This window comes from Streptosporangium lutulentum, assembly GCF_030811455.1.
Taxonomy (GTDB): Bacteria; Actinomycetota; Actinomycetes; order Streptosporangiales; family Streptosporangiaceae; genus Streptosporangium; species Streptosporangium lutulentum.
On record NZ_JAUSQU010000001.1, the window covers coordinates 1259420 to 1285075 of the forward strand.

General features: G+C 70.4%; 23 protein-coding genes and 1 pseudogene. 15 read left to right on the forward strand and 9 right to left on the reverse strand.

From position 1 onward, the window contains the following. The first annotated feature begins 150 nt into the window (after positions 1 to 150). From J2853_RS05165 to J2853_RS05175, 3 genes are all read left to right on the forward strand, one after another. Entirely contained in the window at positions 151 to 2172 is a 2022-nt protein-coding gene (locus J2853_RS05165; RefSeq protein ID WP_307555473.1) for a CehA/McbA family metallohydrolase, read from the forward strand. An 86-nt stretch (positions 2173 to 2258) separates the two neighbouring features. Further along, positions 2259 to 3038 carry a polyphosphate kinase 2 family protein gene (locus tag J2853_RS05170; RefSeq protein ID WP_307555475.1) on the forward strand — a complete coding sequence of 260 codons (780 nt, stop codon included), beginning with the start codon at positions 2259 to 2261 and terminating at the stop codon, positions 3036 to 3038. A 192-nt stretch (positions 3039 to 3230) separates the two neighbouring features. After that, positions 3231 to 4670 carry a bifunctional phosphatase PAP2/diacylglycerol kinase family protein gene (locus J2853_RS05175; protein WP_307555477.1) on the forward strand — a complete coding sequence of 480 codons (1440 nt, stop codon included), beginning with the start codon at positions 3231 to 3233 and terminating at the stop codon, positions 4668 to 4670. 129 nt (positions 4671 to 4799) lie between these two features. On the opposite strand, the gene J2853_RS05180 is transcribed toward J2853_RS05175, so the two are convergent. Further along, positions 4800 to 5078: a TFIIB-type zinc ribbon-containing protein gene (locus J2853_RS05180; RefSeq protein WP_307555479.1), complete on the reverse strand. Its 279-nt coding sequence runs from the start codon at positions 5076 to 5078 to the stop codon at positions 4800 to 4802. Between the two features lie 47 nt (positions 5079 to 5125). Further along, positions 5126 to 6046, reverse strand: coding sequence for a phosphotransferase family protein (locus J2853_RS05185; protein WP_307555481.1), 921 nt, complete (start codon positions 6044 to 6046; stop codon positions 5126 to 5128). 57 nt (positions 6047 to 6103) lie between these two features. On the opposite strand from J2853_RS05185, the gene J2853_RS05190 reads away from it, so the two are divergent. From J2853_RS05190 to J2853_RS05200, 3 genes are all read left to right on the forward strand, one after another. Then, entirely contained in the window at positions 6104 to 7003 is a 900-nt protein-coding gene (locus J2853_RS05190) for a TIGR03619 family F420-dependent LLM class oxidoreductase (protein WP_307555483.1), read from the forward strand. Positions 7004 to 7162: 159 nt separating this feature from the next. Continuing rightward, positions 7163 to 7954 (forward strand): HAD-IIA family hydrolase, encoded by a 792-nt coding sequence (locus J2853_RS05195; RefSeq protein ID WP_307555485.1) that lies wholly within the window; start codon positions 7163 to 7165, stop codon positions 7952 to 7954. Positions 7955 to 7990: 36 nt separating this feature from the next. Continuing rightward, a complete protein-coding gene (locus J2853_RS05200; RefSeq protein WP_307555487.1) occupies positions 7991 to 8623 on the forward strand; it encodes a hypothetical protein in 633 nt (210 codons plus the stop codon). 70 nt (positions 8624 to 8693) lie between these two features. Here the strand turns inward: J2853_RS05200 and J2853_RS05205 are convergent, their stop codons facing one another. Continuing rightward, entirely contained in the window at positions 8694 to 9230 is a 537-nt protein-coding gene (locus tag J2853_RS05205; protein WP_307555489.1) for an NUDIX hydrolase, read from the reverse strand. Between the two features lie 78 nt (positions 9231 to 9308). Further along, a complete protein-coding gene (locus J2853_RS05210; RefSeq protein WP_307555490.1) occupies positions 9309 to 9563 on the reverse strand; it encodes a hypothetical protein in 255 nt (84 codons plus the stop codon). A 139-nt stretch (positions 9564 to 9702) separates the two neighbouring features. Between J2853_RS05210 and J2853_RS05215 the strand changes: the two genes are divergently transcribed. Together J2853_RS05215 and J2853_RS05220 are read left to right on the forward strand one after the other, a co-directional pair. After that, positions 9703 to 10221: a TetR/AcrR family transcriptional regulator gene (locus J2853_RS05215; protein WP_307555492.1), complete on the forward strand. Its 519-nt coding sequence runs from the start codon at positions 9703 to 9705 to the stop codon at positions 10219 to 10221. After that, on the forward strand, positions 10208 to 10657 hold the full coding sequence (locus J2853_RS05220; protein ID WP_307555494.1) for an SRPBCC family protein: 450 nt from the start codon (positions 10208 to 10210) through the stop codon (positions 10655 to 10657). Before J2853_RS05215 ends, J2853_RS05220 begins: the two co-directional genes overlap by 14 nt. Before the next feature lie 220 nt (positions 10658 to 10877). Here the strand turns inward: J2853_RS05220 and arfB are convergent, their stop codons facing one another. Continuing rightward, on the reverse strand, positions 10878 to 11300 hold the full coding sequence (gene arfB, locus J2853_RS05225) for an alternative ribosome rescue aminoacyl-tRNA hydrolase ArfB (RefSeq protein WP_307555497.1): 423 nt from the start codon (positions 11298 to 11300) through the stop codon (positions 10878 to 10880). Positions 11301 to 11514: 214 nt separating this feature from the next. Between arfB and J2853_RS05230 the strand changes: the two genes are divergently transcribed. The 3 genes from J2853_RS05230 (at position 11515) to J2853_RS05240 (ending at position 15151) form a co-directional block, all read left to right on the forward strand. Next, positions 11515 to 12345: a hypothetical protein gene (locus J2853_RS05230; RefSeq protein ID WP_307555499.1), complete on the forward strand. Its 831-nt coding sequence runs from the start codon at positions 11515 to 11517 to the stop codon at positions 12343 to 12345. A gap of 485 nt (positions 12346 to 12830) precedes the next feature. Continuing rightward, a complete protein-coding gene (locus J2853_RS05235; RefSeq protein ID WP_307555500.1) occupies positions 12831 to 14363 on the forward strand; it encodes an alkaline phosphatase D family protein in 1533 nt (510 codons plus the stop codon). 164 nt (positions 14364 to 14527) lie between these two features. Then, positions 14528 to 15151: a hypothetical protein gene (locus J2853_RS05240; RefSeq protein ID WP_307555502.1), complete on the forward strand. Its 624-nt coding sequence runs from the start codon at positions 14528 to 14530 to the stop codon at positions 15149 to 15151. Between the two features lie 77 nt (positions 15152 to 15228). Here the strand turns inward: J2853_RS05240 and J2853_RS05245 are convergent, their stop codons facing one another. Then, the gene (locus tag J2853_RS05245; protein ID WP_307555504.1) at positions 15229 to 16641 is read right to left on the reverse strand and encodes an FG-GAP repeat protein; all 1413 of its coding nucleotides are present in this window, start codon (positions 16639 to 16641) and stop codon (positions 15229 to 15231) included. Between the two features lie 118 nt (positions 16642 to 16759). Between J2853_RS05245 and J2853_RS05250 the strand changes: the two genes are divergently transcribed. Beyond that, positions 16760 to 17989: a cytochrome P450 gene (locus tag J2853_RS05250; protein ID WP_307555506.1), complete on the forward strand. Its 1230-nt coding sequence runs from the start codon at positions 16760 to 16762 to the stop codon at positions 17987 to 17989. Positions 17990 to 18022: 33 nt separating this feature from the next. Here J2853_RS05250 and J2853_RS05255 read toward each other — a convergent pair whose 3' ends face one another. The 3 genes from J2853_RS05255 to J2853_RS05265 form a co-directional block, all read right to left on the reverse strand. Further along, a complete protein-coding gene (locus tag J2853_RS05255) occupies positions 18023 to 18370 on the reverse strand; it encodes an MmyB family transcriptional regulator (protein ID WP_307555508.1) in 348 nt (115 codons plus the stop codon). An 80-nt stretch (positions 18371 to 18450) separates the two neighbouring features. Further along, the gene (locus J2853_RS05260) at positions 18451 to 19863 is read right to left on the reverse strand and encodes a chitinase (protein ID WP_307555511.1); all 1413 of its coding nucleotides are present in this window, start codon (positions 19861 to 19863) and stop codon (positions 18451 to 18453) included. A gap of 551 nt (positions 19864 to 20414) precedes the next feature. Beyond that, complete coding sequence (locus tag J2853_RS05265) at positions 20415 to 21842, reverse strand: MFS transporter (RefSeq protein ID WP_307555513.1); 1428 nt, start codon at positions 21840 to 21842, stop codon at positions 20415 to 20417. 114 nt (positions 21843 to 21956) lie between these two features. Here J2853_RS05265 and J2853_RS05270 point away from each other — a divergent pair, with 114 nt between their 5' ends. From J2853_RS05270 to J2853_RS05280, 3 genes and pseudogenes are all read left to right on the forward strand, one after another. Further along, positions 21957 to 22913 (forward strand): STM4015 family protein, encoded by a 957-nt coding sequence (locus J2853_RS05270; protein WP_307555515.1) that lies wholly within the window; start codon positions 21957 to 21959, stop codon positions 22911 to 22913. Between the two features lie 79 nt (positions 22914 to 22992). Further along, a pseudogene (locus J2853_RS05275) lies at positions 22993 to 24039 on the forward strand (STM4014 family protein); the annotation flags it as partial. 207 nt (positions 24040 to 24246) lie between these two features. Continuing rightward, positions 24247 to 25587 carry an STM4012 family radical SAM protein gene (locus J2853_RS05280; RefSeq protein WP_307568610.1) on the forward strand — a complete coding sequence of 447 codons (1341 nt, stop codon included), beginning with the start codon at positions 24247 to 24249 and terminating at the stop codon, positions 25585 to 25587. The last annotated feature ends 69 nt before the right edge of the window (positions 25588 to 25656 follow it).

The following is a 25656-nucleotide window of genomic DNA, read 5'->3' on the forward strand; positions in this document are numbered from 1 at the left end:
TTCGGGGATGAATGTTTACCGTCTCCGAATTACTTTTCTCCTCCTCGGTATGAATTAAGTCATCTGTTCATCGAACGTCACCCCTTACGATCCGTATCCGGCATGTCACGATATTCGCGATCATGAGGGCACGATCACGGGGAGAGACGTATGTGTGACAATCCGACCCTTCCTCCCGCTGTGGCGCGGGCGCTGGAGGAATACCGAGCACTGCTGGCCGAGCACGGGGTCACCTGGGGCGAGGATCCCATCTTCTACGTCAAGTCCATGGCCACCAACGCCTACCTGATGGGGGCCACGACGTTCTGGGAGGTATGCGATGACATGCTCGCCAAGCGCTATCCGGGCATGTCCCCCGAGCAGCTCAATAGCCGTCTCACCGAACTGGACATGAACGAGGTGGTGCGGAACGTCCTGGCGGGCAAGGTGCTCGACAACCTCGCCGCCCTCCGCCTCACTTCCGACGGCGCCCTGATCGAGGCGCGGGCGCAGGCCGTAGTCGACGACGAGCCCCTGAGCACGACGCTGCTGGTCGACTCGGCGCGCGAGGATCCGGTCACCGTGCTCGTGGACGGCCGGGCCCACGAGATCGGCCCGCACGGCGCCCGGCTCATCGCGATCACCAGCCGGAGCGAGGTGATCGTGGACGGCGGGCGCATGGACCTCTCGGCCCTGACCCGCAAGGCCCCCGCCGCCCGCCTCCGGGTGCGCGCCGGATTCCCGTGCAAGTGGAGCGTGTACGACGAGCACGGGCAGGGCTGGTACCCCGAGGGCGCCCCCGCCCGGCGCGACTACCACCTGCTGCCCTACTTCCACGGTGACGACCTGGTGCTGGACGTGCCGGCGGAGCCGCTGACCGTACGGGTGTCCAGGGGGATGGAGTACGACTCCGCCAAGGTCGAGATCACCCCCGTGGCGGGAGAGGAGACCCTCCTCGAACTCACCCCGCGGCGGCTGTACGACGCGGCGGCGCGCGGCTGGTACGGAGGGGACATGCACGTCCATCTCAACTGGGCGGGCGACATGGTCGGCACGCCCGAGCACGCGGCGGCCATGCAGCACGGCGAGGACCTGCACGTGCTGAACCTGGTCGCGGGAAACGTCTCCTCGATGCGGGTCTACGACTCCGAGGCGCTGGAGCACTGGGCGGGGCGAGACCTGCCGTGGTCCGACGACACGCACCTGGCCAGACTCGGCGTCGAGTACCGCAACGACCTGCTCGGTCACTTCTACGCCTTCGGCGTCTCGGCGCCGCCCTCGCGATTCCACACCGGTTTCCTGGGGACCGTGGACTGGCCGCCCAACAGCGTGGCCTGCGAGGAACTGCGCGGCCTCGGCGCCATCCTGGGCTACAGCCACCCCTTCCACAACCCGATGTCCGACACCGACGGCCCGGGCGTGCTGCCGTGGCGGAGTCGCAACTGCAGCTCCAGAGAGATCGTCGCCGACGCCGCGCTCGGCCTGGTGGACACCCTCGACGTGCTCAGCCAGACCGCGATCGCCACGACCGCCGTCGTCTACCGGCACCTGATCGGCGCGGGCAACCGGCTCGCGGTCACCGCGGGGACCGACGCGATGATCTCCTTCGCCCGGCGTGGCAACCAGTCCAACCCGCCCGGCTGGGAGCGGGTCTACGCCCAGGTGGACGGGCCGCTGAGTGCCGAGTCGTTCGCCGAGGCCGTCAGGCGGGGCCGCACGTTCGGCACGACCGGACCCTGGCTGGAGCTCCTGGTCGACGGGCACGGGCCCGGCTCCACGCTGGAGAGGTCGCCCGGCGACCGGGTCACGATCACCGTCGGGTCGGTCGGCCCCGAGGTGGAGCGGCTGGAGATCCGCACCGCCGACGGCGTCCTGGCCGAGGGGCCGCCCGGAGCGCTGACCGCCGAGCTGGTCCTCGGCGACCCCACCTACGTCGTCGCGGTGGCCGTCGGCGGCCGGCACGAGCGCGCCTTCACCGGCGCCGGAGCCTACGCGCACACCAGCCCGGTCTACCTCGACGTCGACGGCCGTCACGTGGCCAGGGCACAGGACATCCGCTGGTGCCTGGAATGGCTGGACCACACGGAGACGATGCTCCGCCAGGAGGGCAGGTTCGAGACCGCCGGGCAGCTCGACGACCACCTGGACCTGATCGAGCGGGCGAGAAAGGTCTACCGCGCCCGCCTGGACTGACGTCCGGGCCTTGCCTGAGCGGACACGTCCACCCGGAAGGCGCATGTCACCGCGCTCCTTTCGGGTGGACGTGCAAGGCTGTCGGCATGAATCGGTTGTCTCAGGTTGATCTGTCCCAGAAGCTGCCCAAGAAAAAAGCCGAGGAACGGCTTGAGGCGGCGCTGGACCGCCTGCTGCGCCTGAGGCTCATCCTCGGCGGGCAGGTCGGCGAGCAGCGCATCGGCCCGCCGCTGTGCGTGGTGTTCGAAGGCTGGGACGCCTCGGGCAAGGGCGGGGCGATCAAACGGCTGGTGCGCCCCCTCGACCCGCGCCACGTGCGGGTCGCCCAGTTCGCGGCGCCGACCTACGACGAGAAGCGCCACCACTTCCTGTGGAGGTTCTGGCCGGTGCTGCCCGGCTGGGGAGGGATGGCGGTGCTCGACCGGTCCTGGTACGGGCGGGTGCTGGTGGAGCGGGTCGAGGGGTTCGCCACGAAGGAACAGTGGTCCCGGGCCTACGGCGAGATCGTGGAGTTCGAGCGCACCCTCGCCGCCGAAGGCATGATCATGGTCAAGTTCTGGATGCACGTCTCCGAGAAGGAGCAGCTGAAACGCTTCCGCGACCGGGCGAACGACCCGCTGCGGGCCTGGAAGCTCACCGACGAGGACTGGCGCAACCGCGAGAAGCGCTCGCAGTACGAAACCGCGGTGGAGGAGATGCTCTCCCGTACCGATCACCCGCAGGGGCCCTGGCACGTGGTCGCCGGGGACGACAAGCGGCTGGCCCGCGTCACGGTCGTGGAGACGGTGTGCGCGGCGGTCGAGGCCGAGCTCAAAGCCCGCGGGCACAAACTGGACCCTCCGTCCACGCCGGTGAAGGATGACTAGCGGCGGGCCGCGGGAAAACACGGACGCGTAGCCGCCGAGCCCGGCCCCGGCCGGAATCCGGCGACGATCCGATGACGACCCGGCCCGCGCCCGCCGCGCGGCACGTCCGGGGGGCGTGTGCCGCGGCTCCGGTCACGCGACAGAATCAGGTGCCTGTTCAATCACTCGTCATTGGAGAAAAGGGGGCGGCCCATGCGGTTGAGCTCGCGGCTGGGCAGGCTGGACCGGCGGTTGTTCGCCATGGTGGCGGGCGCGAGACTGCACGGTCTCGAACGCTTCGTGCCCACGCTGTCCCGGGTGGCCGACAACTCCCTTCTGTGGGCGGGGGTGGCCGGCGGGCTGGCGGTCAGCGGGCGCAGGCCGCTGCGCCGCGCCGCGACCAGGGGGCTGCTCGCGGTCAGCCTGGCCAGCCCGCTGGTCAACCTGGTCGGCAAGCAGGCCTTCGGCCGGAGCAGGCCGTCGCTGGACGGATTCCCTTCGGGGCGGAGGATCAAGGTGCCCGTGTCGGCGTCGTTCCCCTCCGGTCACTCGGCTTCGGCCGCGGCCTTCGCCACCGCCGTGGCCATGGAGGCGCCCCTCGCGGTCGCCGCCCCCGTGGCGGTCCTGGCGGCCGCGGTCTGCTTCTCCCGGGTCTACACCGGCGTGCACTATCCGGGCGACGTGCTCGTGGGCGCCGGGATCGGTGTGGCGACCGGCCTGATCACCCGGCGCCTGTGGCCGGAGGCCGTGACGGGCGCGCCGCGCGTCGTCACCGCGCCGCCGATGCCCGACCACGACCTCGACGGCCAGGGGGTGGTAGCCGTGATCAACTCTTCGGCGGGAGGCGATCCGGCCACGGCCGAGACGGTGCGGGCCTCGCTGCCCGAGGCCGAGGTGGTCGAGACGGCCGGGCGGGACGTGGCCGGGCTCATGGGGGAGGCCGCGGCCCGCGCCCGGGTGCTCGCGGTCGCCGGGGGCGACGTCACGGTCGGCCGCGGGGCGCGGGCCGCGCTGGAGCATCGCAGGCCGCTGCTGATCATCCCGTCCGGGACGTCCGACCACTTCGCCGGGGCACTGGGCCTGCGTGACTCCCAGGACGCGATGACCGCCTACCGTTCGGGCGGGATGGTCGCGGTGGACGTGGGGGAGGTGGCGGGCCGGGTCTTCCTCAACAACGCCGGCCTCGGCGCCTATCCGGAGCTCGTCGGCCGGCGCGAGTCCATCGAGCGGCGCGTCGGCAAGTGGCCCGCGCTGCTGTGGGCGCTGGACCGCGTGCTGCGCACCGCCGAGCCCGAGGAGGTGGTCATCGACGGGGTCCCCCGCCGGGTCTGGGCGCTGTTCGTCGGCAACTGCCGCTACGACTCGCGCGGAGCAGCCCCTCGCCTGCGCCGGAGACTGGAGGACGGGCTGCTGGACATCCGGCTGCTGACCGCGACCTCCCGGTTGCCCCGGCTGCGCGCGTTCAGCAGCGTGCTGCTGGGCGGGCTCGGCCTGTCCCGGCACTACCAGCAGTGGCAGGCCGACACCCTGCGGGTCTCCTCGCCCTCGGGCTCGGTACGGCTGGCCTGCGACGGCGAGACGTTCACCGCGCGCGGCGACGTGGAGTTCACCAAGCGCCCCCGGGCCTTGCTGGTGGTCCGCCCGGCGGGCTAGCGCGGTCGCGGCGGACGGGCGCCCGTGGGGACCGCCGATCCTCGGCGACCCGGGTCGCCGAGGTCACCACGGCGGAAAAAGACCGCGATCTCGTCGTGAGATCGCGGTCTTCGGTTTCCCCCGGTCGGATCAGGAGGAGAAGAGCATCCCGAACAAGCCCTGCTGACGACGCGGGCGATGGCCGTAGTGGCCGCCGTGCTGCGGAGCGCCCCAGGCGGGAGCGCCGTGCATCGGCGGCGGAGGCGGCGGAGCGGCATGGCTCTGCTGGGACCACTGGCCTTCCATGCGGGTCAGGGTCTCAAGCTCGCCGTAGTCCAGGAAAATTCCGCGACAGCTTTCGCACTGGTCGATGTGGACGCCGTTGCGCTCATACGTGCGCATGGCACCCCGACACTTGGGGCACTGCATCTGGCTGATCTCCTTGATCCTGGGGCTGATGCTTCTGTAGCCACAACCTACTGCGTGGGCACGCTGTGGCAGGCGCTTCGGAGCCGGATAATTCTCAGACAGGCGTCGATCATCGTCTGCTCCGCCTCGCCCATCGGGCGCCCCTCCCGCCTGGCGGTGGCCACCAGCCCCGCCGTGAGCTGCACGGTCGTCGCCTGCGCCGGAAGGTTCAGCCGGTCCCACGGGTCGCCGTCCGGCGGTACGGCGCGCCCGCCCGCGGCGCGGTAGGCGCCCAGGAAACGGTGCCAGACCTCCGGCTCCAGCAGGCCGGCCGCGAACCAGGCGGCCGGCCTGGCCAGATCCCAGGCCGGGTCGCCGACGCCCAGGTCGTCGTTGTCGATGAGGATCCACTCGTCCGGAGTGCGGACCATCTGACCCATGTGCCAGTCGCCGTGGGCCAGCGAGAAGGACTCCGAGAACGACTCCCCGGCGGGCTCGGCGTCGAGGTCGGGCAGGCAGGTGAGGGCCCGGCGCACGACCAGCTCGGCGGCGGAGTCGCCGTCCAGGCGGGCGACCATCGCGGTCACCTTCGCGGGGCCGCCCGCCGCCCGCAGCGGAAGCAGCCCTCCCGCGGGTACGGCGTGCAGCCGCGCCAGCAGCCGCGCGGCCGCCTCCCAGGGAGCGGCCTCCGGGTTCATGGGGTTCACCGGAACGCCGGTCGGCCACACGGTGACCAGCCGATCGGCGACGATCATGACCTCCTCGGTCACCGGCTCAAGCATGATCCCGCGGAGCGCCGGGTGGGCGGTGGCCCGCATCCGCTCCACCAGCGGCTCCAGCTCGGCCCCGGGGGCGTGTGCCTTCACCACGACGGGCCCGGCCCGGACAATGATCACGTCTGGCCGGGTCGGCAGCACCGTGGCGGGCGCCTCGCCGTACTGGACGGCGATCCGGCGGAGCTCGTGGAGCAGGTCGTCGCTGTCACTCATCGGGCAAGTGAACCACTGATCCACGGCCGTGCCGTAGGACGGAATAAAGTACGGGTTATGAGGATCGGATTCGCGGTACCGGTATCGGGGTCCTGGGCGACGCCCGGCAACATGACGCGGGTCGCCCGCGGCGCCGAGGAGCTCGGATACCACGAGGTGTGGACCTTCCAGCGCCTGCTGTACCCGCAGGGGCACTCGATGGGGCCGGTCTATCGCAGCGTGCACGACCCGGTGGTCACGCTGGCCTACCTCGCGGGGGTGACGAGCCGGGTCCGGCTCGGGGTGGCGGTGCTCAACATGCCGTTCGCCTCGCCGGCGCTGCTGGCCAAGCAGCTGACGAGCCTCCAGACGGTGTCCGGCGGCCGGTTGGACGTCGGGCTCGGGCTCGGCTGGATGCCGGAGGAGTTCACCGCCTCGGGGGTGCCGATCGAGCGGAGAGGGCGGCGCGGGGAGGAGTTCATCCGGCTGCTGCGGCGGCTCTGGTCGGAGGAGACCGTGGAGCACAAGGGTGAGTTCTACGAGTTGCCGCCCGTGCACCAGGATCCCAAGCCGGAGGTCGCACCGCCGATCCTGCTGGGCGGCGGCGCGGAGGTGGCGCTGCGGCGCGTGGGGCGGCTGGCGGACGGCTGGGTCAGTTCGAGCGGCGAGAATCTTGATCGTATCGATGAAAAAATCTACATTGTAAAGGAAGCGGCCCGGAACGCCGGGCGCGACCCCGAGGCGTTGCGCTTCGTCACCCGGGCCGTCACCCGGGTCCGCCCGCCGGGGATCCCCGACCGCGCCCTGATGACCGGCTCGTTCGAGGAGATCCGGGAGGACGTCGCCAGGCTTGAGGCCAAGGGCGTCACCGACGTCTTCCACGACCTCAACTTCGACCCGGAGATCGGCTCGCCCGACGCCGATCCCGAGGAGTCGATGTACCGGGCCGAGGCGGCGCTGGAGGCGCTCGCGCCCTGACCGGCCGGTCGGACGCCCGTGGGGCGACGGCTCGTCACGGCCCGAGGTCAATGGCTGTTTTCAGATGAAATCAGATGATGTACGAGCTGATGATGTGCCCTTCACCTCGCACCTGTCATCCTGGTTGCCGTATCTATCGACCTGGAACGCGGGGGAACGGTGACGGAACGCAAGCCGATCGAGTGCTGGTTGTCGGACATGGACGGGGTCCTCGTCCACGAAGGACATCCGGTGCCCGGCGCCGACAAGTTCATCCGCCGCCTGCGCGAGTCCGGCAAGCGGTTCCTGGTCCTGACCAACAACTCCATCTACACCCCGCGCGACCTGGCGGTACGGCTGCGCGCGGCCGGTCTCGACATCCCGCAGGAGTCGATCTGGACCTCGGCCCTGGCCACCGCGAAGTTCCTGGACGACCAGCGCCCCGGTGGCTCGGCCTACGTCATCGGCGAGGCCGGCCTGACCACCGCGCTGCACGAGAGCGGTTACATCCTCACCGACATCGCCCCCGACTACGTCGTGCTCGGTGAGACCCGCACCTACAGCTTCACCCAGATCACCCGGGCCATCCGGCTGATCGAGGGCGGCGCCAGGTTCATCGCCACCAACCCCGACCCGGTCGGCCCGTCCAACGAGGGCTCGCTGCCGGCCTGCGGCGCGGTCGCGGCAATGATCACCAAGGCGACCGGCGTGGAGCCCTACTTCGTGGGCAAGCCCAACCCGATGATGATGCGCAGCGCGCTGCGGGCCATCGACGGCCACAGCGAGAGCACCGCGATGATCGGTGATCGCATGGACACCGACATCGTCTCCGGGATGGAGGCCGGGCTGCACACGATCCTGGTGCTCAGCGGCGTCGTGAGCAAGGATCAGGTCGACCGCTACCCGTTCCGCCCGTCCCAGGTGGTCGACTCGGTCGCCGACCTGATCCCGATGATCGACAGCGGTACCTGACGACAGCTGTCACCTATGGCTGGAATGCTGCCGGACATGACACACACTTATCTGGAGATCGGCCCGAAGAAGGTCTTCGCCTGCTCGGTGGAGTGGCCGGGATGGTGCCGGATCGGCAAATCGGAGGAGCTCGCCCTGGAGGCGCTGGTGGACTACACGCCGCGCTACCGGGTGGTCGCCGAGCGGGCCGGGCTGGCGTTCGAGCCGGGTGACCCGGTGGTCGAGGAACGGGCCAAGGGGGGTTCGACGACCGACTTCGGGGCGATCGAGGCGATCCCCGAGCTGGACGCGCGGCCGGTGGGGGCGGCCGAGGCGGAGCGCACCGTCGCGCTGGTCGGGGCGGCGTGGGAGCTCTTCGACGAGGCCACGGCCGATTCGCCGGAAGAACTGCGCAAGGGCCCGCGCGGCGGTGGCAGGGACCGGGACAAGATGGTCGCCCACGTGATCAACGCCGAGCGGGCCTACGCCCGCAAGATCGGTGTCCGGCACAAACCGTTCCGCGACGCCGCCGGGCTGGCGGCCATCCGGGCGGAGATCACCGAGGTGCTGGCCATCCCCTCGGACGGTTCCCCGCTGGTCTCGGGGGGCTGGCCCGCCCGCTACGCCGCCCGGCGCATCGCCTGGCACGTCATCGACCATCTCTGGGAGATGGAGGACCGCCGTATTTGACGTCCTCCCCGGCTTTGAAAACCGGGGATTCCAGCACCCGGCCTTTCAGCCGGGTCTGTCGGTTCGCGGTTCACCGGCCGGGCAACCCCGAAGCCTCCCCGCCCTGGATGTCCGGTGATCGCCGTGGCTCAGTCCGGGAGTCCGCACGGTCGCCGGAGATCAGGTCGGGCAGGCGGACGACGTGGTCGGCGAGGTAGTCACCGAGCTCCGGGGGGACCAGGTTGATGGCGGTGATCTCGGCGGGGTCGAGCGGGAGCCGTACCACCTCGTAGAGGCCGCGGGCGGGGTCGGTGAACTCGGGACCGCAGCGCAGGGCGAGGTCCATGGAGACCAGGCGGCAGCCGTAGACGTGCTGGGTCTTGACCCCCTCCTCACGGGCGCATTCCAGGGTGGTCAACGGGGTGACGCCGGAGACGACGGCGCCCAGCTCCTCCAGGACCTCACGGTGAAGGGTGTCCTCCAGGGAGGCGTCCTCGGGCTCGACGTGGCCACCGGGGATCGACCAGTAGAGCTCCCTGCCGGGGACCGTGCGCCGGAACAGCACGAGGTTGTCGTCGTCGTCGAGGAGCACGGCACGCACGCTGGGAACGGCGGGGACAGAGGGCATCTCCTCATTGTGTCACCACGCCCCCGCCGCGTTGAGGATCCGCATCGAGTTCCGGAGCCGCGATATCGGTGGCCGGCTTCAGCGGTCTTGTTCCGGCGGCCGCAGCCACAGATCCGGTGGGCCGACGAGGGCCCGCGCGTCGGGCGGTCGCAATCCCGCCGCGGCGCAGCAATAGGCCTCGGCATAGTCCTGGTAGAGGTACTCGGCGAGAATCTCGTCGGCCGTCTGGTGTCCACCGGCGTCGCCGCTGAAATCCGCTCCGAGGCCCGCCGGCCACCGTTCGCCCGCATCACCGGCCGGCCCGTCACCCGACCACTGGTCACCTACGACCATTGATCGGACGTACGGCTGCTACATTACGGATGTAATGGAGGTGGACATGCGAGAACGGTGGGTACCCGACGCGCGCCGCGCCGCGATCGCCAACGCGGTGGGGAGGCTCCTGACGCGCGGCCATGGAACGTTCCCCGGCATGCGGGAGATCGCCGCCGAGGCCGGGGTGACGACCGGGACGCTGCAACACCACTTCAGCACCAAGGAGGAGATGCTCCTGTTCGCGCTGGAGCATCACTGCCGACGCTGCGCCGACCGGCTCCGGGCCCGGTCGGGAGAGGGCACGCCGTCCCCGCGTCAGATGCTGTCCGCGATCGTGACGGAGTTGCTTCCACTGGATGAGGAACGCACCGCGGAGACGAGTGTGGTCATGGCGTTCGTGTCGCGCGCCATGACCGATCCGGGCTTCGCCGAGCACTACCGCGCGCAGCGCAAGATCCTGCTCGATCTGCTCAGCGAACAGTTCGAGCGCGCGGCCACCCCGCACCCCTCGGTCGCCGCCACGATCCTGTTGCAGGTCATCGACGGAATGCGTATGGATTGCCTGCTTCTCGGACCGGACGCCGTCCGGATCGACGCCGTCCTCGACCGGCTCCTGACGCCGGCACCTTCTTCGAATCCACCCTCGTCAACCGGGACACCGCATGAAAAGCGTTGAGTTCAGCACCACGACCACCCTGTCCGCCGCCGCCGAGGAGGTCTTCGAGCACCTGGCCGACCCGAACAACCACGTCGGCCTGTCCCCGCTGCTCGTCGAGGTCCGCGACATCCGCCGCGGGCCGGCCGAGGTGCGCTTCACGGCGGTCGAGCGATTCACCATGGGACCGCTGCGCCGCGACAACGTCGTCGAGGTCACCCTGCGCCTGGGGGAGGGCACCATAACCGGGGACGTGGCCAGTTCCGGTGGCGTCCGGGTGGCTTACGGCTACCGCATCGACTCGGTGCCCGGCGGGACCCGGGTGATCGACCACTATCGGCTGTCGGCGCCGTTCGGGCTGCTGCGGTTCGCGGTGGGCCAGGCGAAGAAGGTGCAGGCGGCGCGGGGCCGGGAACTGACACGCCGATTCCAGGTGAGGCGTTCCCCGCAGACCTGACGATGGCGTGCGCCCCGCGCGCTGGAAAGGGCTTCACGCTCTGGCGGAGCGGCTCCCGTTGCCCGCCGGGTGGAGTCGCGGCCGCCTGAGCGGCGGACGACCTTCACGTAGGCTTTCGCCGGTCCTCCGGAACACCCCGGCGAGTTCGCTTCGTCCGGCGTCGGCGGCATCGGGGAAGCATCGGGGAAGCGCGGTGGTGACCTCCTTGGGACCCGCTCGTCTAGTGATCGTCCCTGCGCAGGCGCTTGAGGTCGGAGCGCTGTTTCTTGGCGGCGATGCGCCGTTCGACGGCGCCCCTGCTGGGCTTGGTCGGGCGGCGCTTCTTGGGGGGCGGGGCGATCGCCTCGCGCAGGATCTGGGCCAGGCGCATCTCGGCGGCCTCACGGTTGCGCAGCTGGGAACGGAACTCCGAGGCGGCGATGGTGATCACGCCGTTCACCAGGCGGGAACCGAGGCGCTCCAGGGCGCGGGCCTTGAAGACCGGGCCGAACACCTCGGTGGCGGCCACGTCGAAGCTGAGCTCGACGCGGCTGTCGGTGGTGTTGACCCCCTGCCCGCCAGGACCCGAGGAGCGGGAGAACCGCCAGTTGAGTTCGGCCTCGGGGACGGAGACCGAACCGCTGATCTGGAGCGGACCGGGCATGGCGATGACTTCCTTTTCGCAGGGGATGTGTGTTCAGAGTAGCGAGGGGACGCACCCATCGATCAAATGGTTTATGCCCCGTTTGGCCCATCTTGATGAGTTTCAGGTCGCTCCCATTCCCGCGCGGCCGTGTCGCGGCCTTGTGAGGCCCGGCTCTTTTCCGTCAAAGTGACTCCGGTTGTCGTACATATCGATGAACGGGAGGCGGGGGCGCATGGACAAGATCGTCGGTGTGCACGGGATAGGGAAGTACCACTACTACCGCGACGCCGGTAACTCGGTCACCGGCGCGGCCACCACGATGCGCGACAAGTGGGACCGTTACCTGCACAAGGGCCTGACCGGCGGCGAACCGCACGCCAAGGAACGCTACGTCACCGAGATCGCCTACTACGCCCACCTGCTGGGCGAGAACAAGGACGACTCCCCCCGCGCCGTGCAGGCCATGGACGTCGGAGCCCAGGAGGTCTTCGTCGCCTGGGCCAGGCAGCTCGACTCGGTGGGGGAGGGGCTGACCGGAGCCCTGCACCGGATGACGGGCTGGCTGCTGGACCGCCTGCAGGTCAACGCCGCCGACTTCGCCAAACTCTTCTGCCCGGAGGTCGCCGCCTACATGGCCGCCGGCGGTGAGGTGCGGGCGAAGTCGCGGGAGGCGGTGGCCGAGGTGATCAGGCGCAACCGGCCGAAGGTCGTGATCGCGCACTCACTGGGCAGCGTCGTGGCCTACGAGACGCTGTGGGCCAATCCCGACCTGGAGGTCGACCTGCTGATCACCCTCGGCAGCCCGCTCGGCATGCGCAATGTGATCTTCGAGCACCTGATGCCCGCCCCGGTCAACGGCTGGGGCGAACGACCGCGGCAGGTGAGGCGCTGGGTCAACATCGCCGACAAGGACGACATCGTGGCGATCCCCCCGGGTCTGCGGGCCTGCTTCACCGGGGTCGACCAGGAGGCCCTGGTCAACCTCGACTGGCTCGACTTCCACACCGTGGAGAAATATCTGGGCTGCGGCGCGCTCAACAGCCACCTGAAGCCCTATCTTTGACGTCCTCCCCGGCTGTGAAAACCGGGGATTCCAGCACCTGGCCTTCCAACCGGGTTCTGGTGGTTCGCGGTTCACCGGCCGGGCAGCCCCGAAGCCTCCCCGCGCGGACACGGCACACCCTGCCGCGCTCAAACAAACACATCCCACTTGGCTGTCGCGGAACACCCCAGCCCTACCGAGCCGAACCCACACACCACGAGGAAGCACAAGAAGTGAGACCGCGCCGGCCCGTATCGCGACCGCCGGGAGAGTCTCCGAGGCCGGTGGCGGGCCGGTGTCAATGCCGGTGTCAACGCGTGCGTCGCCGCCGGTGCCGGGGCGATCGCCGAAGGGAGGGCGGCACTTCGCCGCGATGTCGCCTGCCGGTCGGGCGGCGTTCATGACATGGGGTAACGGGCTTGCCTGTGCAACGGTTGTTCACCGTGCCTTGATTCGCAGGCCACGGCGGGGACAGCTCGAACCGTTGCACTGATGACGTGGAGCAGATGCCGTCGCGCAGAGTGTTCATGTCCATCGCCGCCGCGGGTGCGGGCGGCCTGTTGCTCACCGGGGCCGGGGTCGCTCCGGCCAGGACCCTCGCCCGTGATCCGTTCACCCTCGGCATCGCCTCCGGCGATCCGTCAAGGGACGGGGTCGTGTTGTGGACCAGACTCGCCGTCGAACCGCTCGGACCGGACGGCCGGGGCGGGATGCCGGCCCGGGACGTGGACGTCGAGTGGGAACTGGCCCTCGACGAGCGGTTCGCGAAGGTGGTCCGCAAGGGCACCGAGACCGCCCGCTGGAAGCGGGCGCACAGCGTTCACGTCGAGCCGGAAGGGCTGGAGCCCGGCACCGAGTACTTCTACCGCTTCCGCGCCGGAGGCCACGTGTCCCGGGTCGGCCGTACCCGCACCGCCCCGGCCGCGGTCTCTCCGATGACCTTCGCCATCGCCGCCTGCGCCCACTACGAGCACGGTTTCTACACGGCCTACAAGAGGCTGGCCGAGCAGGAGCCGGACCTGGTGGTGCACCTGGGCGACTACATGTACGAGTACGCGCCCAAGGGATACACCGCCCTCGGCGGGAGCGTCCGTCACCACACCCCGGGCAAGTGCGCCACGCTGGCCGACTACCGGATGCGGCACGCGCAGTACAAGAGCGACGCCGACCTGCAGACGGCGCACGCGGTGGCGCCCTGGCTGGTCGCCTTCGACGACCACGAGATCGAGAACAACTGGGCCGGAGACGTCTCCGCTTCCGGGGCCGCGGGGTTCGCGCAGCGCAGGGCCCACGCCTTCCAGGCCTACTACGAGAACATGCCGCTGCGCCGCGCGAGCCTGCCCGGCGGGGCGTCGATGCGGATCCACCGGCGGGTGGACTGGGGGCCGCTGGCCCGGTTCCACCTGCTCGACACCCGGCAGTTCCGTGACGACCAGGCCTGTGAGGACGGGCTCAGGTCGGGCTGCGACGACCGGCTCGCGACCGGGCGCACCCTGCTGGGAGAGGACCAGCGACGCTGGCTGCTCGACGGGCTGGCCTCCTCCGACGCCCACTGGAACCTGGTCGGCCAGCAGGTCCTGATGGCCCAGCGCGACTCCAAGGTCGGCCCGGGCACCGAGGTCAGCATGGACTCCTGGGACGGCTACGCCGCCGAGCGGACCCGCCTGCTGACCGGCTTCCGGGACTCCGGCGCGACCAACCCGGTCGTGCTGACCGGTGACGCGCACATGCATCACGCGGCCGACCTCAAGCTCGACTTCGACGATCCCGACTCGCCCCGGGTGGCGGTGGAACTCGTCACCTCCTCGATCGCCAGCGACGGCGACGGCTACCGGGACAAGGGCCGGATGGCCGAGACGATCGAGGAGAACCCGCATATCTCCTACCTGGACCAGCGGCGCGGTTACATCGTCTGCCGGGTCACCCCCGAAGAACTGCGGGCCGACTTCCGCACGCTGGACTACATCAGCCGCCGCGGCGCCCCCGCGAAGACCGGCGCCCGATTCACCGTTCCGTCGGGACAGTCGGAACTGATCTGAAACGGGCGGTCGTCATTGACCTGAACGGGACGGCCATTACCTGGCTGACGGCGAAATTCATCGCTGACTGAGCAGGATATTGGTTGCTAACCCGAAGCGGGAGAATTGTCACTCTCCTGAAAACTGTGGGGGAATTTCCAGCTATTTGTTGCATGATGCGGCGTATGAGTCATCCCCCTACGAGGCTCACCGCCGCGGCTCTCGCCGCCGCGCTGGGTGGCCCTCTCCTCGTTCAGAGCCCTGCCCTGGCCGCGGGGCCCGCGATCCCCACCGCCACCGTGAGATCCGCCGCCACCGTGACCGCCCCGTCCACCGCCGTCGCGGTGTCACCCGCCGCCAGGACCGTGTCGTCCACGGCGACCGCCGGCGGAGCGGCGGCGCCCGCCGCCGCGACCGCCGCCAACTTCGGCTACGAGATCTCCTTCCCGAAGCACGTCCGCCGGGGCGGATCTCTCGTCTTCACCGTCAAGATCCGCAACAGGAAGGCCGCCGGTCAGCACTACGTGGCCCTCCTCGGCGACTTCCCCGGCGGGTTCCGCAAGATCAAGGTGGTCGCCAAGCCCCGCAGCGTCAAATGCTCCGTCAAGCAGCGGGACCTGGCCTGCTGGATCACCTCCCTGGACAAGGGGGACTCGACCAGCGTCGGCATCCGCGCCTGGGCGGGCTCGCGCCGCGGCACCGCCACGGTCGGGTTCGGCGTGCTCGCCACCAAGGACCCCGACGCGACCCTCGGCGCGCTCAAGAAGAAGGTCCGTCTCAGCATCAAGGCGAGGACGAGGATCCTTTGACGTCCTCCCCGCGCCAGCGGGCAGGTCGGCCGCCCCGAACGCCCGGCGGAGGATCGTCGTGGGGACGCCGCCCGTGATCAGCGCGAGGCCGAGGACCCGGTGAGCGTGTAGCCGAAGAGCGTGTGCTCGGTGCCGGTGGCCAGGACCTTCGCCGTATCCGGGCGCACGCCCGGATACGCGCCCTCCTTCGCGGTCCCGCGGAGCAGGGTGAGCCTGCCGTCGCCCGGCGAGGCGACCACCAGCCCCCGGTCCGCGGTCGTGGCGAGGGCCGCGCCGAAGTCGCCGCCCTCACCGGTGATCAACAGGTTGTTGTCCTTGGTCAGGCCACCGGAGCGGGTGCCGGCGAGCACCTGGACGGCGTTCTCGCCCGGCACGCCGATCGTCAGCTCGTCGTCCCCGTCGCCGTTGAGGTCTCCCGCCGCCAGGGACGCGCCGAACCGGTCGAAGTAGCGGGGCTCGCCCTTGAGCGAACGCTGCGACCAGGCCTCCGTGGTCGCCGTCCGCAGGCCGCCCGAGGAGCCGTAGACGACGTCCACGGTGCCGTCGCCGTAGTCCATCGCCCGCTGGTTGTCGGTCAGTCCCTCACCCGGCACCCCGATCGCCAGGTCGTCGCGGCCGTCGGCGTTGAAGTCACCGGTGGCCAGCGCGGCGCCGAAGGAGTCCCAGGCCTCGCCGAGACCGGCGATCGAGGGGCTGTCCTGGGTGAGCAGGCTCGCCTTCTCGCGGCGGACGTCGAGCACGGTGACCGAACCCTGACCGCCGTTGTCCATGATCGTGTCGGCGGGCGCGCCCACCGCGACCTCGGCCCGGCCGTCCCCGTCGAAGTCACCGGTGGCGAGCACCCCGCCGAACTGGTCGGTCTCCAGCTCGCGCTGCCCGACCCAGCCGGTTCTCTGCGTGATCATGTACGGCTTGCGTCCCTTGCGGCCGTAGACGCCGACCGCGCCCCCGTCCAGGCCGGGGGCGCCGATCACGAGCTCGTCGTCCCCGTCGCCGTCCAGGTCCCCGGCGGCGAGGGCCGCCCCGAGCCGTCCGGAGCCGCGCTCGCGTCCCAGGTCCCCGGCGTCGATCACCTTGCCGGGGCGCAGGCCGTCCGGCGAGCCGTGGAACAGCTGCACGACGCCGTCGCCGTCGGCGCCCGTCCGGGAGCGGTCCTTCTCCGAGACGCCCACGGCCAGGTCGGCACAGCGGTCGCCGTCGAAGTCCCCGGTCGCCAGCGCCGAGCCGAAGGAACTCGCGGTCTCGGCCTCGCCGGGCACGCCGGGGCTGTCCTGGGTGAGCCGCAGCTCCGTCCGCATGCCGTACAGGACGGTGACCGACCCGGCGCGGGCGTGCCCGCCGACCGTGGTGTACGGCGCGGCGACGGCGAGATCGGCCCGCCCGTCACCGTCGAAGTCGGAGGGGATACCGGAACAGGCGTTCGCGGCGGCGGGGGAGACGGGGGCGAGGAGGAAGGCGAGGACGGCGGAGGCGATGAACGCGGCTCTCATACTTGTGATGGTTTATGTAGATTCGGACACTCTCCCCACAGGGACATGAAATCCACGTGACCAGCGCAGTAAAGAATGTGCCAGGAATGGCGATGGGGAACGTGCCAGGATTACGGTCATGGAAATCGACCTGGCCGATCTGGGATTCTGGCGGCGTCCGCTCAAGGAGCGGTATGAGGCTTTCGCGCGCCTCCGGGATCTGGACCTGCCGGTGTTCTTCGAGGAGAAGCGGGTGCCGCTGCTCCGCTCGGGAGGGGGGTTCTACGCCCTGGTCCGGCACGCCGACGTGGTGGAGGCCGGCCGCAACGCCAGGGTGTTCTCCAGCGAACCCGGCGTGACCAGCCCCGAGCCGCCCGGCTGGGTGAAGCGAGTGTTCGGCGAGTCGATGGTCAACATGGACGACCCCCGGCATGCCCGGCTGCGCCGGATCGTCTCCCGCGCGTTCAGCCCGAAGATGCTGAGCACCCTGCAGGGCGACATCAACGCCGCGTGCGCGCGGATCGTCGACGACGCGGTGGCCGCCGGGCCGGGCGACTTCGTCGCCCAGATCGCCTCCCGCCTGCCCATTCATGTCATCTGCGACATGATGGGCGTCCCCGACGAGATGCGGGCCAGGGTCCACGAGCAGGTCGACGTCTCCACCGCCTACTCCGGCGTGCGGCCCAGCCTGCCGCGCTCGGTCGGCATGGCCGTCCAGAACACGGTCGCCCTGCTCGCCCTTCAGCGCCTGGTGATCAAACTGGGCAGGGATCGCGCGAGGACGCCGCGAGGCGACCTCGTCTCCGCACTGGTCACCGCCAACGTCGACGGGGAGCGGCTGACCGACCGCGAGCTGGGCTCGTTCTTCACACTCCTGCTCGTGGCGGGCAACGAGACGGCCCGCAACACGATGGCGCACGGCCTCAAGCTGCTCACCGACAACCCTGGGCAGCGGCGCCTGCTGACCGACGACTTCGACGCGCGCATCGGCGGGGCGATCGAGGAGATGGTCCGCCACGTCTCGCCCATCATGCAGTTCCGCCGCACCGTCACCGAGGACTACGACCTGCGCGGCCTGCGCCTGAAGGCCGGTGACAAGGTCGTGCTCTTCTACGGCTCGGCCAACCGCGACGATTCGGTCTTCCCTGACGCCGACCGGTTCGACATCACCCGCGACGCCAAGCCGCACGTGGGCTTCGGTGGTCCGGGGCCGCACTTCTGCCTGGGAGCCAACCTCGCCCGCCAGGAGATCAGAGCGATGTTCCGGGAGCTGCTCACCCGGCTGCCGGAGATCCGCTCCGTGGGTGAGCCAGAGCTGCTGGTGTCCAACTTCGACAACAGCGTCCGCAGGCAGGCGTACACCTTCTAGCGGGCGCGGTGGACAGCACGCGGCAGTCGGTGCTCACGCCCGCGAGGAGCAGCCACCCATGCCGTCTCCGGCCACCCTGACGAAGGGCGGCGCCGGAACGCCGGTCAGTGCGGCGCGGTGTCGTTCCCGGTCACGGGAACCGGGCTCCTCGGTGAGGCCGAACACGGCGTGGCCGAGCGTGTTCTCGGCCACGATGACCATCCGGTGGTCGACGATGATCGCGGGGATGTCGCGCATGCCCTCCAGCAGCAGCCGCACGCCGCGCCGGATGGGCTGCCGCCCCCGGCCGGCGACGCGTTGCGGCCGTGCGAGCTCGTGCAGGTAGGCGTGCTCCGCGATTTCCGGCACCCGCAGCCGTTCCAGGGTGACCGAGAACGCCACCGTCCCGGTCCGAGGGTGACCGGACGGCCGGGCGCCATGATCAGGAGCCGGCGCCCGGCCGGGAAACCGGTGACGAGCTCCTAGAAGCCCGCGGTGATGCGGGTGAACTCCCAGTCGGCCTGGGCGATGCCGCTGCAGGTGGAGGACGAGTCGCCGCCGGGGCAGGGGCGGTCGCGGTTGACCGCCCAGTACGCCAGGCGGGTGAGGCCCTTGGACGTGGCCCAGTCGCGGATCTGGGTCCAGGTCGCCGGGGTGGTCAGCTCCTGCTGGTCGGACAGGCCGTTCATGCCGGAGATGCCCATCCGGGAGTAGGCCTGGGCGTCGGTCCAGCCGTTGGCGGCCTTCAGAGCGTTCTTCAGACCCTCGGCGGAGCTGACGGTGTTGGTGAAGAGATTCGTGCCGCCGAAGTTGAACGGCATGATCGTGTAGTTGTCGATCGGCACGGCCAGCGCCTTGGCCTGGTTGATCAGGCGGACGCCGGCGCTGCTCGGACCGTTGATCTCGGTGCCGAAGGTGACGGCGATCTTGACGTTGGGGTTGTTCTGCTTGACGATCTTCAGGCCGTTGAGGATCCGGTCCTGGACGGTGTAGTTCTCGAACTCGTCGCTGTTCTCGATGTCGAAGTCGACCACCGCGGGGCCGACGGCGTTGATGACCTGCTGCACGGCGCCGGCGAACGCGGCCGGGGTGGAGCAGTTCGGGCCGAGCTTGTTGCCCGACCAGCCGCCGAAGGAGACCTGGACGCTGCCGCCCGCTGCCTTGATCTGCGAGATCGCCTGCGCGTCGGCGCCGCCGGTCAGCGGCCTGGAACCGTCCCAGCGAGGAACGCAGCCGCCGCCGGACAGGATGAACGCCATGGTGAAGGACTTCACGCCGGTGGCGTTCATGACCGTGGCCGGGTTCGGCGGGTTGCCCCAGCCCATGTAGAGGTAGGGGGCGCCGGCCATCTTGCTTCCGTTGGAGGGAGGCGTGGTCGGGGGTGTCGTGGGACCGTCACCGGAGACGGTCCACTTCTGGTTGCTGCCGCCGCCGCAGGTCCAGATCTGGAGGCGGGTGCCGTTGGCGCTTGACGGGCCGGTGGCGTCGAGGCATTTGTCGGCGGCGGGGTTCACCAGGTCGCGTGCCGCGCTGTAGCGCCACTGCTGGGCCGCGGAGCCGTTGCAGTCGTAAAGCTGTACCTTCGCCCCGTTGGCGGTGGAGGCGGCTGTCACGTCCATGCACTTGCCGAGGGCGCGGACGGTGCCGTCGGTGCCGATGGTCCACTGCTGGGCCGCGGAGCCGTTGCAGTCGTAGAGCTGTACGGCGGCGCCGTTGGCGCTGCTGGCCGCCGCCACGTCCACGCACTTGCCGTCGAGGCCGGTGATCTGCCCGGTGGCGGCGGCGGCCGGCGTGCTCGTCACGCCGATCAGGGTGGGAACGGCGACGAGGAGGCTGCCGAGGGCGGCCAGCAGCGGGATGCGGGGGCTGGATGGGCGCGACGGTGTCACGGCCATGGGCGTCTCCTTCTGGTGGGGGATACGGCTGGAGGTGATCCAGCCGACGAGATGAGGACGCTGTTCGCAGGGGGTCCTGTCATCGGCGGACGGGCGATGCCGGCCCGCCGGGGCCCGTCCTGCCGGGACACTAGATCACCCTTGATTCGCCAGTCAATACAAGAAGTAAAAAAAGTCGCGGCCGCTGTCAGGCCGCCTCGCGCGCACGCGGGGGCGGCCTGGAAACAGCGGCTCACCAGGGAAAAGAGCGAGGACCGGATCTTTTTGAAAGATCATAGGCTGTACCCGTATGGGGTATCTCGCGATTTAAGAATGATTTAAGCCGTACCGGCCCGAGGCCAACGCTCCCGGCCGCTACGATCCGACGACGGCCGGGGAAGGGACGAGGCGGAGCCGGGACGATGGTGGTCGAGGGATTCCGGGCTCAGGCGGGTTCGGCGGTCACGCGACGACCGCCCACCGGGTGGTTCGCCGCCTTCCGGCCGGGAGCGTCACCGGGCGGATCGCCCGGGTTCGGCGGCCGCGGAAGCGGCCGCCCGCCGCGTGATCCATCACTTTCCCGGCTGGGGAGCCGTCACCGGGCAGGTCGTCTTCGGCTCCACGGGGATCAGGACGTTCACGCGGATGGTGAGGAAGGTGATCAGTGCGGCCACGCCCAGCATCGCCGCACTGATCAGCATCGTCAGGTGGAACCCGTCGGTGAACACCGAGGGAGAGGTGAAAGCCTCTCCGGTCAGGCCGACCAGCGGCGGAATCGCGGCGACCGCGAGCAGCCCGCCGGTCCGGGCGACGGCGTTGTTGACGCCGCTGGCCACGCCCGCGTGACGCTCGTCGGCGGTGGCCAGCACGGTCGCGGTCAGCGGCGCGACCGCCGTCGACAGGCCCAGGCCGAACAGGGTCGTCGGGAGCAGCACGTCCACCACGTAGGACGAACCGGGGCCGATCCTGGACATCAGCAGCAGGGCCGCGGCGCAGATCAGGGTGCCGGCCGTCATGGGGATCCGGGGCCCGATCCGCTTGGCCAGCTCGCCCGAGCGGGAGGACAGCAACAGCATGAGGATCGTCACCGGGATCATGGCGGACCCGGCGAGCAGCGGGGAGAAGCCGGCGGAGACCTGGAGCTGGACCACGAGGAGGAAGAACACCACACCCATCGCGGCGTACATGACGAACGTGACGACGTTGACCGCGACGAACACCCGCGAGGCGAAGACGTCGACCGGAACGAGCGCGTGGGGCGAACGCCTGATCTCCAGCCAGACGAACGCCGCGCCCAGCAGGACGCCCGCCACGACCGGGACGGGCTGCAGGGCGATCAGGCCGTAGGTGATCCCGGCCAGTGTCAGGGCGGCCAGCACCGCGCCGAACACGTCGAACCGCCCGGTGGCCTCCACGTCCCTGCTCTCCGGCACATACCGAATGGCGACCACCAGCACGAGCGCGGCCAGCGGAAGATTGATCAGGAACACCCACCGCCAGCCCGCCGTCTCGACCAGCCAGCCGCCCAGCAGGGGACCGACGGCCGCGGCCACTCCTCCCAGACCCGACCAGGCCCCGATCGCCTTCGGCCGGTCCTCACGGTCGAAGGACGCCTGGATGATCGCCAGGGACCCGGGCGTGAGCAGCGCCCCGCCGACGCCCTGGAGCGCGCGGGCCCCGATCAGCGTCTCCACGTTGGGCGCCAGCCCGCACAGGGCTGACGCGAGCGCGAACCAGGCCACGCCGATCAGGAAGACCTTGCGCCTGCCGAACCGGTCGCCGAGCGAGCCGCCCAGCAGGATGAGGCCCGCCAGGGTGAGGGTGTAGGCGTTGACGGTCCACTGCAGGCCGGCCATGTCGGCGTCAAGGTCGGCGCCGAGGGCGGGCAGGGCCACATTGACGACCGTGCTGTCCAGCAGCGCGATTCCCGAACCGAGGACGGTGGTGAGGAGAACCCAGCGCCCCTTCGCGGAACTGAACCTTATGTGACCGTTTTCCATGGACTTCATCATTGCCGACTGTTTGCGGGCACATAACTCGGGGACATCACCTGGAAGTTCCGGCGATCTCTGGTAGGACGGATCCCGTCATGTTCGGCCTGACGGGAGCCCTGGATGGACTACAGCGAGTTCAACGACGAGGTAGACGGCCTCTACCGTGGAGAATACGCCGGTCTGCCGATCGCGCGCCTGCGCCCTCCGGACGCGCCGATGCCCGCCGCCGACCGGACGGCGTGGCGGATCTCGGTGAACGTCTACAACCCGAAGGAGACCTTCGAGGAGCACTTCGCCCGTTTCCTCGACACCGTCGACGTCGGCGTGGTCAAGGCGATCATCATCGGCGGATGGGGCGAGGCCTACCAGGAGGACTCCGGGGTTCCCGTCCGGCTGCTGGTGGAGAACGCCGCACGGTTTCCCGCGTTGCGCTCGCTCTTCTTCGGCGCGATGCCGCAGGAGGAATGCGAGATCTCCTGGATCCGGCAGAGCGACGTCACGCCGCTGCTGGAGGCCTTCCCCCTGCTGGAGCGGTTCGAGGTCCGCGGTGGGTCCGAGCTGGAGCTGCGCCCGATCCGGCACGAGAGCCTTAAAATCCTTCGGTTCGAGACAGGAGGACTGCCCGCGGCGGTCGCCCGGGGGGTCGGCGACAGCGATTTCCCCGCGCTCGAATACCTGGAGCTCTGGCTCGGCACGGAAGACTACGGCGGCGACACCACCGTGGAAGCCCTGGAGCCCATCCTGTCCGGTGAGCGGCTGCCGACGCTCAAGCACCTGGGCCTGCAGGACAGCGAGATCCAGGACGAGATCGCGTCCGCGGTGGCGTCCGCGCCGGTGGTGGCGCGACTGGAGTCGCTCTCCCTCTCCATGGGCGTGCTCGGCGACGAGGGGGCCGAGGCACTCCTGTCAGGGCAGCCGCTGACCCACCTGGAGCGCCTGGACCTGCACCATCACTTCCTGACCGATCCCATGATCGAGCGGGTCGAGACCGCCTTCGCCGGCTCCGGCGTCCGGCTCGACCTGTCGGACCGTCAGGACCCCGACGAGGGCGACCGCTACGTCGCGGTCGCGGAATAGCACCGATGAGCGGGTTCACAGGACTGATCATCGAATCGCCCCCGGGGCGCCACGGCCGGCGGCACGCCGCGGTGTCCGGATGAGCGTGCTGGCCGTCGTCGGCACGCCGGGGGATCGGCGGGTGACCATGTTCGCCGACGCCTGCGCCCGCCACGGCGTCCGCGAGCCTATGGTCGTCGCCTGGACGTCCGTGCTGCGCGGAGAGGGGATCCGGCTGGAGCCGGGGACGCTCGTGCGGATCGACTCACCCGGCGAGGACGCGGAGGCGGACGAACTGCTGCGCGGTCCCGGCGAGCCGTCCCGGGTGAGCGGCGGGGCCCGCTGGCACGCCGCGTTCACCGCCGGGACGGCACGGGTCCGCGAGGCCGTCGACCGGACACCCGGAGCCGTGCTGCTCGCCGACGTCGGCGAGATCGCGGTGATGTTCGACAAGCGGCTGTGCCACGCCAGACTGTCCGCGGCCGGGGTGCCGGTGCCGCCCGCGCTCCCCGGGCCGATCGGCGACTACGCCGAGCTGCGCCGTCGCATGGACGAGGCCCGCTGGGGCCGGGTGTTCGTCAAACCGGCTCACGGCTCGTCGGCGTCCGGGGTCGTCGCCCTGCACTCCTGGGGCGGCCGGGTCAAGGCGGTGACCTCGGCGGCCCTGGTCTCCGGCCGGCTGTACAACTCCCTGCGGGTGAGGTCCTACGAGGACGAGTCCGAGCTGGCGGCGATCGTCGACCTGCTGGCGGTGGACGGGCTCCATGTCGAGCGCTGGTTTCCCAAGGCGAGCCTGAACGGACACGTGATCGACCTGAGGGTGGTCGTCGTGGACGGCACGCCCACCCACGCGGTCGTCCGCGCCGGCCGGAGTCCCATGACCAACCTGCATCTCGGCGGCGGCAGGGGCGACCTCGGTGAGGTCGTGACCGGGCTCGGTCCCGAAGGCTGGGCTCGGGCCCTGGAGATCTGCGCGCGGGCGGCGGCCTGCTTCCCCGGAAGCCTGGCCGTGGGGGTCGACCTGATGATCGGGGTCGACTGGCGGAGCCTCGCGGTGGCCGAGGTCAACGCGTTCGGCGACCTGCTGCCCCGGCTGGAGGGCCTGACCGGCGGCGGCGCCGAGGGCCTCGACACCTACGGCGCCCAGGTCCGCGCGATCCTCGCCCGCCACGCGCCGGCGGAGATCAGGAACACGAGGGGCGAAGGGGTCATCGTGGCGGGTGGGTCGGTGGGTCGTCGTGAAGACGAAGGAATCACCGCGGCCGACGGTTCGGTGGGTCGTCGCGAAGGCGAAAGGGTCATCGTGGTCAGCGGGCCGGTGGGTCGTCGCGAGGAGCGGACCGAGGGGGAAAGCGTGTCTCCGTCCGTCTCGGTGAGTCCCTACCAGGGTTATGTCTACGCCTATCCGCACAAGACGTCGTACCGGCCGCTGGATCCGCGCCCGTCGCTGCGGGAGGTGTGGGCGGGGGAGCCGCAGACGAACCTGTTCCTCTACCTGCACATCCCGTTCTGCGAGATGCGCTGCGGGTTCTGCAACCTGTTCACCCGGACCGGCGCCCCCGAGGAGCTCGTCGCCGCCTATCTGGACGCCCTGGAGCGTCAGGCGAGAGCCGTACGGGACGCCCTGGACGATCCGAGGTTCGTGACCGCGGCCGTCGGCGGCGGCACGCCGACCTACCTGAGCGCCGCCGAGCTCACCCGGATGTTCGACCTCACCGAGCGCGTCATGGGCGCCGACCTGCGGGCCGTCCCGCTCTCGGTGGAGACCTCGCCGGCGACCGCGACGACCGACCGGCTCACCGTCCTGGCCGAACGGGGCACGACCCGGATCTCGATCGGCGTGCAGAGCTTCATCGACGCCGAGGCCCGTGCGGCGGTCAGGCCACAGAGGCGAGAGGAGGTCGAGGCGGCGCTCGGCTCGATCCGGGAGGTCGGCTTCGAGGCGCTCAACATCGACCTGATCTACGGGATAGACGGGCAGACCGAGGCGTCCTGGCGCTACTCGCTGGACGCGGCGCTCGCCTGGAAGCCCGAGGAGATCTACCTCTACCCGCTGTACGTCCGCCCGCTCACCGGCCTCGGCCGCCGCGCCCGCGACTGGGACGACCACCGGCTCGCCCTCTACGGCCAGGGTCGCGACCACCTGCTGGCCGCGGGATACGAGCAGGTGTCGATGCGGATGTTCCGGCTGCCGGGACAGGTGAGCGCGACCGAGTACCGCTGCCAGAGCGACGGCATGGTCGGCCTCGGCTGCGGCGCCCGCTCCTATACCTCCCGGCTCCACTACTCCTACGAGTACGCGGTCGGCGCCGGTCAGGTACGCGCGATCATCGACGACTACGTACGGCTCGCGCCCGGGGAGTTCGAGGTCGCCAACGTGGGATTCCGGCTGGGAGAGGACGAACGGCGGCGCCGTCATCTGATCCAGTCGCTGCTCCAGGCCGAGGGGCTCGACCTGGCCGCCTACCGCGAACGTTTCGGCGTCGAGGTCGTGACCGGTTTCCGGGAGGAGCTCGACCGCTTGGCGGAGCGGGGCTGGCTGGAGTGGGACGGCCCCGCGGCCGGTGAAGGCGGGGCGGCCGGGACGGGACGGCTGCGCCTGACCCCGGAGGGCCTGGCCCGTTCCGACGCGATCGGCCCGGCGCTGTTCTCCGGCCGGGTGCGTGAGCTGATGGCCGGATACGAGGCGCGGTGAGCACGCCTAAGGAGCCGTCGGCGCCCGTCCTCGCCGGTCACGGCCGAAACGGTGAGCATGACCGGGACC

Bases quoted from the DNA above. Each gene is read 5' to 3' on its own strand.
- J2853_RS05165 (WP_307555473.1), top strand. From the start codon at position 151: ATGTGTGACAATCCGACCCTTCCTCCCGCTGTGGCGCGGGCGCTGGAG.
- J2853_RS05170 (WP_307555475.1), top strand. From the start codon at position 2,259: ATGAATCGGTTGTCTCAGGTTGATCTGTCCCAGAAGCTGCCCAAGAAA.
- J2853_RS05175 (WP_307555477.1), top strand. From the start codon at position 3,231: ATGCGGTTGAGCTCGCGGCTGGGCAGGCTGGACCGGCGGTTGTTCGCC.
- J2853_RS05180 (WP_307555479.1), bottom strand. From the start codon at position 5,078: ATGCAGTGCCCCAAGTGTCGGGGTGCCATGCGCACGTATGAGCGCAAC.
- J2853_RS05185 (WP_307555481.1), bottom strand. From the start codon at position 6,046: ATGAGTGACAGCGACGACCTGCTCCACGAGCTCCGCCGGATCGCCGTC.
- J2853_RS05190 (WP_307555483.1), top strand. From the start codon at position 6,104: ATGAGGATCGGATTCGCGGTACCGGTATCGGGGTCCTGGGCGACGCCC.
- J2853_RS05200 (WP_307555487.1), top strand. From the start codon at position 7,991: ATGACACACACTTATCTGGAGATCGGCCCGAAGAAGGTCTTCGCCTGC.
- J2853_RS05205 (WP_307555489.1), bottom strand. From the start codon at position 9,230: ATGCCCTCTGTCCCCGCCGTTCCCAGCGTGCGTGCCGTGCTCCTCGAC.
- J2853_RS05210 (WP_307555490.1), bottom strand. From the start codon at position 9,563: ATGGTCGTAGGTGACCAGTGGTCGGGTGACGGGCCGGCCGGTGATGCG.
- J2853_RS05215 (WP_307555492.1), top strand. From the start codon at position 9,703: ATGCGGGAGATCGCCGCCGAGGCCGGGGTGACGACCGGGACGCTGCAA.
- J2853_RS05220 (WP_307555494.1), top strand. From the start codon at position 10,208: ATGAAAAGCGTTGAGTTCAGCACCACGACCACCCTGTCCGCCGCCGCC.
- arfB (WP_307555497.1), bottom strand. From the start codon at position 11,300: ATGCCCGGTCCGCTCCAGATCAGCGGTTCGGTCTCCGTCCCCGAGGCC.
- J2853_RS05230 (WP_307555499.1), top strand. From the start codon at position 11,515: ATGGACAAGATCGTCGGTGTGCACGGGATAGGGAAGTACCACTACTAC.
- J2853_RS05235 (WP_307555500.1), top strand. From the start codon at position 12,831: ATGCCGTCGCGCAGAGTGTTCATGTCCATCGCCGCCGCGGGTGCGGGC.
- J2853_RS05240 (WP_307555502.1), top strand. From the start codon at position 14,528: ATGAGTCATCCCCCTACGAGGCTCACCGCCGCGGCTCTCGCCGCCGCG.
- J2853_RS05245 (WP_307555504.1), bottom strand. From the start codon at position 16,641: ATGAGAGCCGCGTTCATCGCCTCCGCCGTCCTCGCCTTCCTCCTCGCC.
- J2853_RS05250 (WP_307555506.1), top strand. From the start codon at position 16,760: ATGGAAATCGACCTGGCCGATCTGGGATTCTGGCGGCGTCCGCTCAAG.
- J2853_RS05260 (WP_307555511.1), bottom strand. From the start codon at position 19,863: ATGGCCGTGACACCGTCGCGCCCATCCAGCCCCCGCATCCCGCTGCTG.
- J2853_RS05265 (WP_307555513.1), bottom strand. From the start codon at position 21,842: ATGGAAAACGGTCACATAAGGTTCAGTTCCGCGAAGGGGCGCTGGGTT.
- J2853_RS05270 (WP_307555515.1), top strand. From the start codon at position 21,957: ATGGACTACAGCGAGTTCAACGACGAGGTAGACGGCCTCTACCGTGGA.